Here is an 11,996-nt window from a genome sequence, read left to right as displayed (position 1 = left end):
AAGATACTAATGGATAGAATAGAAAGGAAACATAGAACAGCCAGCCGTAGGAAGTTGCGGTATGCCGGCTGTTTTCCTGTTCTAATACCTGTTTTTCACAACCTATAACAGGGTTTTCAAACGTAGGGTAGGCGCGTTTTCCATTAGCAAGAATTCGATAGAAGAAAAAGGAGGAGTTACCATGCCACTCGTTTCAATGAAAGAGATGCTGGAAACGGCGAAAGCCAACAATTATGCAGTAGGGCAGTATAATTTAAATAATTTGGAGTTCACCCAAGCTATTTTACAAGCTGCGGAAGAAGAACAATCTCCACTTATCTGTGGTGTGTCAGAAGGTGCTGCTCGCTATATGGGCGGGTTTAAAGCAGTTGTTAATATGGTTGAATCCTTAATGGAAGCTTATGAAATCACGGTGCCAGTTGCGATTCACCTCGACCATGGTTCAAGCTTTGAAAAGTGTGTGGAAGCGATCCATGCTGGCTTTACTTCCGTAATGATCGATGGGTCTCATTATCCTCTAGCTGAAAACATTGCGCTTACAAAACGCGTAGTGGAGGTTGCTCACGCTGTAGGTGTTTCTGTAGAAGCTGAGCTCGGCCGCATTGGCGGACAAGAAGATGATCTCATTGTCGATGATGCAGAAGCGGCTTACGCGATTCCTGAAGAGTGCGAAGAACTTGTACGTGAAACAGGCGTAGACTGCTTCGCGCCAGCTCTAGGTTCTGTGCACGGCCCATACAAAGGTGAACCAAACCTTGGTTTCAACCGCATGGAAGAAATTAATTCAATGGTTGGCGGCATTCCGCTTGTACTTCACGGTGGGACTGGCTTGCCAGTAGAAGACGTACAAAAAGCAATTCGCTTTGGTCATGCTAAAGTGAACGTAAATACAGAAAGCCAAATTGCAGCGACTGAAGCTGTAAAGAAAGTCTTTGAAGAACAGCCGAACCAATATGACCCACGCAAATACTTAGGTCCGGCTAAAGAAGCAATCAAAGAAACTGTAAAAGGCAAAATGCGCGACTTTGGTTCCTCTAACCAAGCGTAGGCTATAACACGGAAAGAAAGCAAAAGGCGAGCAGTCAATAACCCTCATCCTGACGAAGAGTGTTACGGTTCTCTTCTTCAAGCATGAGGGACCTGCTGTTTTACTTTTTTCTTCTGGAGAGTTAATGGAAACTGGTCAATTTCTCATGTGCGGGAAAGGGGTGTCCGTTAACTCTTCAGTTGTATTTATATATACTTAATTGGAGGCGTTTTCGTATGAAATTTTTTGTCGATACAGCGAATATAGATGAAATTCGCACAGCTCATGATCTTGGTCTTCTAGCTGGTGTAACAACAAATCCAAGCCTGGTAGCCAAAGAAGGAGTCGATTTTCACGAGCGTCTGAAAGAGATTACTTCTACCGTGGAAGGATCGGTTTCCGCAGAGGTTATTTCTACAGAAGCGGAAGGAATGATCGAAGAAGGCCGAGAATTGGCAAAGATTGCGTCTAACATTACCGTGAAAGTGCCAATGACGCTTGAAGGATTAAAAGCTGTTAAAGCGTTTAGCGAAGAAGGTATTGATACCAACGTAACCCTAGTGTTTTCTTCCGTTCAGGCTTTAATGGCGGCTAAAGCAGGTGCTACCTATGTTTCTCCATTTATTGGGCGCCTTGATGATATTGGCCACAATGGGCTTGAACTGATTGAAGAAATTCGCCATATCTTTGACGTACACGGAATTGAAACGGAGATTATTGCCGCCTCAGTTCGCCATTCTATGCATGTTTCAGAAGCTGCTGCACGAGGTGCAGACATTGCAACGATTCCGTTTAAAGTTATTCCTGAGCTTGTAAAACACCCATTAACTGACCAAGGAATTGAAAAGTTCTTGGCCGACTGGAATGGTTAACGTTTACGAATACAGCCTTTACACGTACTTAATACTGCCAGCAGGTGACTTGACGAACTAGATTAGCTTTAGATATGAGGAAGTGAGTCTCTTTATGGATAAATTGTTAGTTGAAGGGGGCCATACGCTGCAAGGAACGGTGCAGATAGGCGGGGCAAAAAACAGCGCTGTCGCTTTATTACCTGCTGCTCTGCTTGCAGATTCGACGGTTACGATTGATAATCTGCCGCTTATTTCAGACGTTGAACATTTAGGCGAAATTCTCCAAGCGTCGGGTGCCTTCATTCACCATGAAGGGACGAAGATGACAATCAATCCCCAAAGTGCACGGCCGGAAATAATGCCAAACGGCCAGATGAAAAAGCTGCGTGCGTCTTATTATATGATGGGGGCCATGCTCGGCAAGTTCAAACAAGCAACGCTCGGTCTTCCTGGGGGATGTGACCTGGGACCGCGTCCAATTGATCAACATATTAAAGGCTTTGAAGCATTAGGTGCTGAAGTCACAAATGACCGGGGCATGCTTTGTTTACGAGCCAAAGAACTGCGTGGTGCTAGAATCTACCTGGATGTTGTCAGTGTGGGGGCAACGATTAACATTATGCTTGCTGCTTCGCGGGCAAAAGGACAAACCATCATTGAAAATGCAGCAAAAGAGCCGGAAATTATTGATGTGGCTACTCTTCTATCAAGCATGGGGGCAAAAATTAAAGGCGCCGGCACAGATGTGATTCGAATTGATGGCCGGCAAACGTTGTCAGGCTGTGCTCATTCAATTATCCCTGATCGGATCGAAGCGGGAACCTATATGATTACAGCAGCAGCTGCTGGAAATGAAGTGTTGATTGACCATGTCATTCCTGATCATGTTGAACCATTAACAGCCAAACTGCGGGAAATGGGTGTGCAAATTGAAGAAGGAGATGAGCAGCTCCTTATTCGTCCAGGAAACGAATTACAGCGGGTAGATATTAAAACGCTTGTTCATCCTGGCTTTCCAACCGATTTGCAACAGCCGGCCACAGCTTTACTTACGAAGGCTCAAGGCACAAGCATTATCACAGATACGATTTACAATGCCAGGTTTAAACATGTGGACGAACTCCGTCGCATGGGGGCTGACGTTAAGCTTGAAGGTCGTTCAGCCTTAATTACAGGCGCAAAATCGCTAGAAGGTGCGAAAGTGAAAGCGAGTGATCTTCGGGCCGGGGCGGCGCTAGTTATAGCAGGCTTAATGGCGGATGGTGTGACAGAGATTGCTGATGTGCACCATATCGAACGAGGCTACGAACGATTAGAAGCGAAATTAAAAGGAATCGGAGCTAAGATTTGGAGAGCTAAAGCCTCTAGGGAAGAAGTCGAGGCATTGCGGGCAAATGAACGGTAAAAGGATAAGGGGGAAATCGCATGGAACGAAGCTTGTCAATGGAATTAGTACGGGTCACAGAAGCAGCTGCTTTATCATCAGCACGCTGGATGGGGCGCGGCCAAAAGGAAGACGCAGATGAGGCAGCCACTAGTGCCATGAGAGATGTATTTGATACGATCCCAATGAAAGGGACCGTGGTTATTGGGGAAGGGGAGCGTGATTTGGCTCCTATGCTTTATATCGATGAAAAACTCGGTACAGGTTTTGGCCCGCGTGTCGATGTAGCAGTTGATCCACTAGAAGGGACAGATATTGTCGCAAGCGGATTGTGGAATGCCCTGGCAGTTATAGCAATCGCTGACCATGGCCATCTTTTGCATGCGCCTGACATTTATATGGACAAGATCGCGGTCGGTCCAGAAGCAGTCGGTAAAGTAGATCTCGAAGCTCCTGTTAAAGATAACTTGGAAGCGGTTGCGAAGGCAAAAGGAAAAGATGTGGAAGACCTAGTCGTCTTAATACTTAATCGCGACCGCCATTCCGAGTTGATTCAAGAAGTACGTACGGCCGGAGCTCGGATTAAACTTCTGCCCGCAGGAGATGTGGCAGGTGCTATCAACACAGCCTTTGATGAAACTGGGGTAGACATGCTGATTGGTTCCGGTGGAGCTCCAGAAGGGGTGCTGGCTGCTGTTGCGTTGAAATGCCTCGGCGGTGATTTCCAAGGACGCCTTCTCCCAAAAAATGAAGAACAGGAAGCACGTTGTTCAAGAATGGGAGTTGATGATATTCATCGCGTCCTTCGTATGGATGATTTAGTGAGTGGTGATGATGCGATTTTTGCGGCAACCGGGGTGACGGACGGCGAATTACTACGCGGCGTCCATTACAAAGGCGCAAAAGCTACGACACAATCACTCGTCATGCGTGCTAAATCTGGAACTGTTCGTTTCGTAGATGGAAAACATAATGTCAAAAAGAAACCTGATTTTGTGATTAAGCCGTAAAGAAATGGTCAATGCTTTAAACGGACGGGTGCGCCCCACACACTCGTCCGTTTTTATGTGGAGAAAGATTGGTTTAGAGATCGTTCCAGCTTAGTAGAAACTTGTCATGTCTCTTTTCTATTGAAATATGTTTGTGTTAACAGGTACAATGAAAAGAAGGTTGTAAGATATTTCACGGAACACTTCCCCTCCTCATTTAGGAAAGGTGTCTGACTCAGCCGATCCTTATTCTACTCCTTTAATTTAAATTTCCCAATCCTTAGACTCTATCGCTTAAGACAAGTAAGAATATACAGAAGAAAAACGGAAGAAAAGTGGTGACTTTTAGTGGGTTTAAAAATCTCAGATATGGAAGAAAAAAGCTTAAAGGAATTGTATCGCCTGGCGAAAGAACATAAAATCTCCTACTATAGTAAATTAAACAAAAAGGAGTTAATTTTTGCCATTTTAAAGGCGCAGGCAGAAAGTGACGGTCTCATGTTTATGGAAGGCGTGCTTGAGATTATTCAAACAGAAGGTTATGGTTTTCTGCGGCCTATTAACTATTTGCCGAGCTCAGAAGACATTTATATCTCAGCCTCTCAAATTCGCCGGTTCGAATTGAGAAATGGAGATAAGGTCTCTGGGAAAGTTCGCCCTCCTAAAGATTTGGAAAAATATCACGGGCTTCTGCAAGTAGAAGCAGTAAACGGAGATGAGCCGGAAACGACAAAAAGTCGCCCGCACTTTCCTGCTTTAACACCGCTCTATCCAAATTATAAAATGGAACTTGAAACAACTCCTGGGCGTACCTCTGCACGTATTATGGACATGATTACTCCAGTTGGTTTTGGCCAGCGTGGATTGATTGTAGCTCCTCCAAAAGCAGGAAAAACATCGCTCATGAAGGAAGTAGCTAATAGTGTGACAGAAAACCATCCGGAAACTGAACTTATTGTATTATTAATTGATGAACGCCCGGAAGAAGTGACCGATATTGAACGCTCTGTGGACGGGGAAGTCGTGAGTTCAACGTTTGATGAAGTCCCTGAAAATCACATTAAAGTAGCTGAATTGGTTCTTGAGCGAGCGATGCGTCTGGTTGAACAAAAGAAAGACGTTGTTATTTTAATGGACAGCATCACCCGGCTGGCACGTGCTTATAACCTTGTGATACCACCAAGCGGCCGTACGCTATCTGGTGGTATTGACCCAGCAGCGTTTCACCGTCCGAAACGATTCTTTGGAGCTGCACGGAATATCGAAGAAGGCGGCAGCTTAACGATATTGGCAACGGCCCTTGTAGAGACAGGCTCTCGAATGGACGATGTCATTTATGAAGAATTTAAAGGAACAGGGAATATGGAATTACATTTGGATCGCCGTTTATCAGAGCGTCGTATTTTCCCTTCCATCGATATCCGTCGTTCCAGCACGCGCAAAGAAGAGTTGCTTGTATCCAAAGAACAGCTTGACCTAACATTTGCGATGCGAAAAACGATGAACGATTCTCCTGACTTTGTCGATCATTTTATTCGCCGGATTAAGGATACAAAGACCAATGAAGAATTTTTTGAGGAAATGAACAAGGAAAAATCACGTCCAACAGCTGGAAAAAGTAATTAAAAGGGAAAAGTTTTAAAGGGATAGGGAAAAACAGTTGAAAAAGTAAGTGCGCCTTGCTATAATTCTTCTATGTGTGAATACCAACTCTGTTTCTAGAGGATTCAGGGCAGAAGGAGTGATTTTAGATGAAACAAGATATCCACCCAGAGTACAAAAAAGTCGTTTTTTTGGATACAGGTACAGGCTTTAAGTTTCTAAGTGGTTCTACGTATGAATCAGAAGAAACCATCGAATGGGAAGACGGGAACACATACCCGCTCATCAAGGTTGAAATCAGCTCTGATTCTCATCCGTTCTACACTGGTAAGCAACGTCTTGCTGATACTGGCGGACGCATTGACCGCTTTAAGAAGAAATACAACATGAACTAAGCAGTCGCTTGATAACAGGTAAGAGGACGCCGCTTGCCTGTTTTTTCTTTGGCTCTGTTAAGTGCTCTTGTTGGAAGCTTAATGCAGAGGGGGAGAGGGTGCACGTGCCTTCGCCTCTGTCATTAACTTACTCAACATGATTGATTAACAGAGTCTTTTCTTTTGGTTAACCGAGCTGTATAATTACGTTCGGTTGATCAAAAATAAAGGAAATGTGTTGGGAAAAGAGGAAGAGAGTTTTCGGTGCCCGGCATTGAATGATGAGGAAAGTGAGGAATGAACGGTGCAGCGTAGATACAATCAAGGAGAAATTGAAGTCATCTGTGGCAGCATGTTTTCCGGTAAGTCTGAAGAGTTAATCCGGCGCGTTCGCCGCGCGGCTTACGGCAATGTTTCGGTCGTCGTCTTTAAGCAGTCATTTGACAATAGATACAGCGAAGAGGAAGTTGTTTCTCACAACGGGACGAAAACGATAGCTCGAGCTGTAACTCAGGCTGAAGACATTTTAGATTACGTAAATGATGAAATACATATGGTTGCGATCGATGAAGTGCAGTTTTTTGATGAACATATCATCGCTGTTGCCGAACACCTTGCATACTGTGGGCATCACGTGGTGCTTGCAGGACTAGATCAGGATTTTCGTGGAGAAGCTTTCCCGCATATGATGCAGCTCATGGCGTTGGCAGAAGAAGTGACTAAGCTTAGAGCCGTTTGTCCTAATTGCGGAGCTACAGCCAGCCGCACGCAGCGTCTCATCGACGGGGAACCTGCTCATTATGAGGATGAGATTATTTTAGTGGGAGCCTCAGAAAGCTATGAGCCACGCTGCCGCAACTGTCATCAAGTACCAGGCAAACCAGCAGCGATTACGAAAGAAAAGCAGGAAGTCTCTTCTTCCTAAAACGTTTAAAGCTTGTAAAAATAGATATGCTAACTAGTAAATGACCGGTCCTTCCTCTTTTCGCGTGCCTGCACACTGCTTTTTGAGAAAGAAGACCGGTCTCTTTTTTAGCAAGTTGGCTATTGCCTGCGACGGATTGTTTGCTGAAGCGGGTCCCATACTCCGTTATAAGGAGGCGAATAGGAGAGGTCAAGGTCTTCGAATTCATCTAAGGTCATGTTATGAAAAAGAGCTGTAGCAAGCACATCAAGCCGTTTATCCGCCCCAGCTTCGCCGATGATCTGACCGCCAAGGATCCGCTTCGTATCTGTTTGATAGACAAGCTTAATGTGCAGGGGTAAATGGTTTTTGAAATAACCGGCATTGTGAGAAGCCGTATGCATAGCAGTAGCATAAGGAAGGTTTAAATCTTGAGCTTCTTTTTCAGTCAGGCCGGTCAGTCCGGTGGTAAGACCGTGAAACCGAAACAGGGCCGTACCTACTACACCTTTAAATGTGCGGGGCTGTCCGATTAAATTAAGACCTGCAATCCGACCTTGTTTGTTAGCATGCGTACCCAAAGGCAGAAATTCATCCGTTTCTTTGATGCGGTGATATTGCACGGCACAGTCGCCTGCTGCATATACATCAGGTAAAGAAGTTTGCATATAGCGGTTGACCGAAATGGCTCCTCGTTTACCGAGGGTGATACCGGTTCCGGCAAGAAATTCAACGTTAGGGTGAACGCCAGTAGCCACGATCACCATGTCCGTTTCAAAGGTGGAATGTTTAGTATGAACCTTCTGGACGCGCCCCTCGCTGTTTCCTTCTAACCGCTCAATGTCTTCATTGGTGTGAATTTCGTATCCATGGGTTTCAGCTTCTTTTTGGATGTGTTCCGCCATATCAGGGTCAAGCATTGGGGCCAAATGGTCTCCTCGTTGAATGAGCCGAACATGGTACCCTTCAGTTCGCATCGTTTCAGCGAGCTCAATGCCGACATAACCCGTGCCGATAACGGTGATATCTTTCGTTTGAGCTAGATCTGCTTTAATTTTTTCTATATCTGGAATCGTCTTTAATGTATGGACGCCATGCAAGTCTTTTCCTTCCCAATCAGGAAGAGAGGGGCGGGCGCCGGTAGCAATGAGCAGACGGTCGTATGAGATGGTAAACGGCTCACTCCCGGTTTCGCCTGCAAAACCGGAAACGGTCTTTTCCTCTGGGTCTACCGCACTCACGTGATGAAACGTCCGTGCATCGATGCCATACTTTTCACGAAATGTATTTACGTCACGTGCCACTAACTGACGGGTCGATTCTACTTCATTGCTGATCACATAAGGAAGGCCACATTGAGCGTAGGAAAAATAGCCACCTCTTTCTAGCACGGTAACTTCTGCGTTTTCTAATTTCCGAATGATTTGCATGGCTGCACTCATGCCTGCAGCGTCTCCGCCTATGATTACGAAATGCATAACACTTCAATCCCCCTGGATGTACGTTTAGGTATCAGTATTCCCGAATCCTTTGTAAAAAAACCAAGTAAGCAAATGACATATAACAAGCAGGCGTAAAAGCATGCGAGTAGAAGTGTTTATTATAAGGAGGTAGGCTTGGTGGTTTTTTGACGGTTCATAAGGGATGTACTATACTTATCGTGTTATAGACATAGATGAAGAAGGCTGGGTTAATGAATAGTGTTGAAGCTTAGAACCTATGGTAAAGGACTTTCGGCTGCATTCATTCAATGTTTGAGTCTGTGATGAAAGCACCCACTTGGAGCTGTTACAGCTCATTGTAGCCAAAAAACCGTTAATATGCCGGCAATGGCCACCATTCCTGCGGGGCCAGCGAGCCTGGCGAGAACCCGCAAGGCGGCAGCCTGAGGAGGCTCGCGGTTCGCCCGCGGAAAGGGAGGCCATGGACGAAACCTCCACCTTATGCTTTAAGAACGTCCCTTTCAACAATATTGATTAACAAAGCCATTGAAATGTAAAGTTGTACAAAAAGAAGACTAGGTCCATTTTTAACCTAAATGAGGTGAACTCTTGTGTTCGAACGATTACAAGCTGTACAGGAACGCTATGAAGAACTGAATGATTTACTAAGCGACCCTGAAGTTGTAAATGACCCCAAAAAACTTCGGGATTATTCCAAAGAACAAGCAGACTTAGAAAAAACGGTGAAAGTGTTTAAAGAATATAAAGATGTGGAAGAGCAGCTCGCAGATTCGAAAACGATGCTTGATGATGAGCTCGACGGCGAAATGCGGGAAATGGTCAAAGGTGAAATTGAAGAACTTTCGAGCCGGAAAGAAGAATTAGAAGAAGAATTAAAAGTGCACTTAATTCCAAAAGATCCAAACGATGATAAGAACGTTATCTTTGAGGTTCGCGGAGCTGCAGGCGGAGACGAAGCAAACCTTTTTGCCGGTGATTTATACCGGATGTACTCTCGTTATGCAGAGACAAAGGGTTGGAAGATTGAAGTGATTGAATCAAGTCCTGCTGATATGGGTGGATTCAAAGAAATCATTTTTATGGTGCAGGGGGATGATGTTTATTCCCATATGAAGTATGAAAACGGAGCTCACCGCGTGCAGCGGGTACCTGAAACTGAATCAGGCGGAAGAATCCATACCTCCACTGCTACGGTAGCTGTACTTCCAGAAGCGGAAGAAGTTGAAGTTGAAGTTCACGAAAAGGATATTCGCGTCGACACCTTTGCTTCGAGCGGTCCGGGCGGGCAAAGTGTTAATACGACCATGTCAGCTGTACGGTTAACGCACGAACCAACCGGTATCGTTGTTTCCTGTCAAGATGAGAAATCACAGATAAAAAACCGTGACAAAGCGATGAAAGTCTTGCGCGCTAGATTATATGATAAATATCAACAAGAAGCTGAGGACGAGTATGCAGAGCATCGCAAGCAGGCGGTAGGAAGCGGAGACCGTTCTGAGCGCATTCGGACCTACAATTATCCACAGAGCCGGGTCACTGACCACCGTATTGGCCTTACCTTGCAGAAGCTCGAGCAAATTATTCAGGGAGACCTTGACCAGGTAATTGAACCTCTCGTCATGGAAGAACAGGCGAAGCTTCTCCAACAGGCGGAGTCCTCGTGATGGAGCAGCCAACCTATGTGTATGAAGCCCTCCGCCGGGCTTCTTCTTTTTTGAAAGAAAGTGGAAGAGAAGAAAAAGCGGCAGAGTGGTTGCTTCGTGATGTATTGGGAACAGAAGGACCTGCTTTTCATATGGCGATGCGAGAAAAAATAGAGGCAGCGGACTGGGAGACATTTAAACAAGCTGTTAAACGGCACGCAAACGGCGAACCTATTCAATATATTAGCGGCGAGGCCTCCTTTTATGGCCGAACGTTTGCAGTTGATTCAAATGTATTGATACCACGGCCTGAAACGGAAGAGTTGGTGTGGAAAACATTAGATACATGCTGTCCGAAAGGCGAGCCTGCAGAGCCGTTGCGCTTGCTTGATATTGGCACTGGCAGCGGGGTGATTGCCTTAACTCTGGCTCTGGAATGGCCGGACCTTGAGGTATGGGCGGTTGATATTAGCGAAGGCGCCCTCAAAGTGGCTAAGACCAATGCTTCTTTTCATAAAGCAAAGGTACAATTTGTGCAAGGAGATCTGACAGAACCTTTTCTACAAGCTGGACAAACCTTTGACGTAATTGTTTCTAATCCGCCTTATATTTCTCAACCTGATTATGAAAATCTAGATCCATTAGTGCGGGAACAAGAGCCAAAGCTAGCGCTTGAAGCAGGGATAGATGGGCTGGAAGTGTATCAAAAGTTGGGCAAAGAACTGCCGAAAGTATTGGCCCCAAATGGTTTTGTCGGCTTGGAAATTGGTGATGAGCAAAGTGAAGATGTGGCCGCGATTATGAAAAAAGCTTTCCCGAACGCAAAAATTACGGTGGAGAAGGATATCAATAAAAAAAATCGAATGGTGTTTGTGCAAACGTAGCGGGCTGAGAGTGGTTGCTGTACATTAAAATTTTTGGTTAGCCCCAAGCCTTCTGTAATAGGTGTTGCCGATTTCGACACGTAGATGTCGAGTAGTTTTAGGTTTGAATATGAATCTCGCAATCCATACTAGCAACTAGAAAGGGGAGAGATTCATATGAACGTAAAACGGTGGTGTGCACTTATATTATTAGGTACTACATTTATATTTTTATGGGAAGTACAACAAATGCTTCAGGCCCAAGAGACAGAGGTTCCAGACCAAGCCATACGTTTGCAGGTGGTGGCTCACAGTGACGGGATAAACGAGCAGCAGTTGAAAGCAGAGATGAGAGACCAAATCAATGTTCATGTCCGCCAAGAAGTTGGAGAGTTAAATACGAAACAAGAGGCGCGAGAAGCCATAACTTCTGAGTTAGAGGAGTTACAGGAAATTGCCGAACGAACGTTAGCAACCTACGGGCGAGAAGGAGAAAATGTTAGCGTTGAATTAGAAGAAGAGGTTTCCTTTCCTTCAAGATTGTATGGGTCTATGCTCTTTCCAGCTGGTTTATATGAAGCCTTAGTTGTCACTATTGGTGATGGTGATGGCGAAAACTGGTGGTGTGTATTGTTTCCGCCCCTGTGTTTTGTAGAATTACGAGAAGGGGAAACAGTTGAGGAAGAAGAGACGACTGAAGTTAAGGCCGCAGCAGAAACTGAATCTGGGGACAATGTGGATTACCGATTCTTTATTGTGGATAAGTGGAATGAATGGTTTGGTAGTGAGTAAACCATAATTTTCAAAACCTATCCATGGTGCCTATTCACAACTTATCCACAGGTGTGAACAACTTGGATGGTGGTATGGGGTATTAAGCTATATACTAAGTG

General features: G+C 45.1%; 11 protein-coding genes. 10 read left to right on the top strand and 1 reads right to left on the bottom strand.

Annotation, left to right across the window (positions count from 1 at the left end):
* The first annotated feature begins 181 nt into the window (after window positions 1-181).
* The 7 genes from fba (at window position 182) to D469_RS0109660 (ending at window position 7,155) form a co-directional block, all read left to right on the top strand.
* Complete coding sequence (gene fba, locus D469_RS0109690; RefSeq protein ID WP_018923194.1) at window positions 182-1,048, top strand: class II fructose-1,6-bisphosphate aldolase; 867 nt, start codon at window positions 182-184, stop codon at window positions 1,046-1,048.
* Window positions 1,049-1,263: 215 nt separating this feature from the next.
* Window positions 1,264-1,899 carry a fructose-6-phosphate aldolase gene (fsa, locus tag D469_RS0109685; protein ID WP_018923193.1) on the top strand — a complete coding sequence of 212 codons (636 nt, stop codon included), beginning with the start codon at window positions 1,264-1,266 and terminating at the stop codon, window positions 1,897-1,899.
* A 94-nt stretch (window positions 1,900-1,993) separates the two neighbouring features.
* Window positions 1,994-3,286 (top strand): UDP-N-acetylglucosamine 1-carboxyvinyltransferase, encoded by a 1,293-nt coding sequence (locus D469_RS0109680; protein ID WP_018923192.1) that lies wholly within the window; start codon window positions 1,994-1,996, stop codon window positions 3,284-3,286.
* A 20-nt stretch (window positions 3,287-3,306) separates the two neighbouring features.
* Entirely contained in the window at window positions 3,307-4,275 is a 969-nt protein-coding gene (glpX, locus tag D469_RS0109675) for a class II fructose-bisphosphatase (protein ID WP_018923191.1), read from the top strand.
* A gap of 348 nt (window positions 4,276-4,623) precedes the next feature.
* Window positions 4,624-5,880, top strand: coding sequence for a transcription termination factor Rho (gene rho / locus D469_RS0109670; protein ID WP_420834854.1), 1,257 nt, complete (start codon window positions 4,624-4,626; stop codon window positions 5,878-5,880).
* Between the two features lie 125 nt (window positions 5,881-6,005).
* The gene (locus D469_RS0109665) at window positions 6,006-6,251 is read left to right on the top strand and encodes a type B 50S ribosomal protein L31 (protein WP_018923189.1); all 246 of its coding nucleotides are present in this window, start codon (window positions 6,006-6,008) and stop codon (window positions 6,249-6,251) included.
* 283 nt (window positions 6,252-6,534) lie between these two features.
* Window positions 6,535-7,155, top strand: a complete 621-nt coding sequence (locus tag D469_RS0109660; protein WP_040606700.1) for a thymidine kinase — start codon at window positions 6,535-6,537, stop codon at window positions 7,153-7,155.
* A 119-nt stretch (window positions 7,156-7,274) separates the two neighbouring features.
* On the opposite strand, the gene D469_RS0109655 is transcribed toward D469_RS0109660, so the two are convergent.
* The gene (locus D469_RS0109655; RefSeq protein WP_018923187.1) at window positions 7,275-8,612 is read right to left on the bottom strand and encodes an FAD-dependent oxidoreductase; all 1,338 of its coding nucleotides are present in this window, start codon (window positions 8,610-8,612) and stop codon (window positions 7,275-7,277) included.
* A 575-nt stretch (window positions 8,613-9,187) separates the two neighbouring features.
* Between D469_RS0109655 and prfA the strand changes: the two genes are divergently transcribed.
* From prfA to spoIIR, 3 genes are all read left to right on the top strand, one after another.
* Complete coding sequence (prfA, locus tag D469_RS0109650; protein ID WP_018923186.1) at window positions 9,188-10,261, top strand: peptide chain release factor 1; 1,074 nt, start codon at window positions 9,188-9,190, stop codon at window positions 10,259-10,261.
* A complete protein-coding gene (gene prmC, locus D469_RS0109645) occupies window positions 10,261-11,124 on the top strand; it encodes a peptide chain release factor N(5)-glutamine methyltransferase (protein WP_018923185.1) in 864 nt (287 codons plus the stop codon). The genes prfA and prmC overlap by 1 nt, the downstream gene beginning before the upstream one ends.
* 156 nt (window positions 11,125-11,280) lie before the next feature.
* On the top strand, window positions 11,281-11,895 hold the full coding sequence (gene spoIIR / locus D469_RS20110; RefSeq protein WP_018923184.1) for a stage II sporulation protein R: 615 nt from the start codon (window positions 11,281-11,283) through the stop codon (window positions 11,893-11,895).
* Window positions 11,896-11,996 lie beyond the last annotated feature (101 nt).

This window comes from Salsuginibacillus kocurii DSM 18087 (assembly GCF_000377705.1).
In the GTDB taxonomy this organism is placed as follows: Bacteria; Bacillota; Bacilli; order Bacillales; family Marinococcaceae; genus Salsuginibacillus; species Salsuginibacillus kocurii.
Note: the sequence above shows the minus strand (reverse complement) of the source record. Positions and strands in the feature narration are given on the sequence as shown.

Coding starts and splice junctions, on each gene's coding strand:
- D469_RS0109665 (WP_018923189.1), top strand. CDS start 6,006: ATGAAACAAGATATCCACCCAGAGTACAAAAAAGTCGTTTTTTTGGAT.
- D469_RS0109680 (WP_018923192.1), top strand. CDS start 1,994: ATGGATAAATTGTTAGTTGAAGGGGGCCATACGCTGCAAGGAACGGTG.
- rho (WP_420834854.1), top strand. CDS start 4,624: ATGGAAGAAAAAAGCTTAAAGGAATTGTATCGCCTGGCGAAAGAACAT.
- fba (WP_018923194.1), top strand. CDS start 182: ATGCCACTCGTTTCAATGAAAGAGATGCTGGAAACGGCGAAAGCCAAC.
- spoIIR (WP_018923184.1), top strand. CDS start 11,281: ATGAACGTAAAACGGTGGTGTGCACTTATATTATTAGGTACTACATTT.
- prmC (WP_018923185.1), top strand. CDS start 10,261: ATGGAGCAGCCAACCTATGTGTATGAAGCCCTCCGCCGGGCTTCTTCT.
- D469_RS0109655 (WP_018923187.1), bottom strand. CDS start 8,612: ATGCATTTCGTAATCATAGGCGGAGACGCTGCAGGCATGAGTGCAGCC.
- glpX (WP_018923191.1), top strand. CDS start 3,307: ATGGAACGAAGCTTGTCAATGGAATTAGTACGGGTCACAGAAGCAGCT.
- fsa (WP_018923193.1), top strand. CDS start 1,264: ATGAAATTTTTTGTCGATACAGCGAATATAGATGAAATTCGCACAGCT.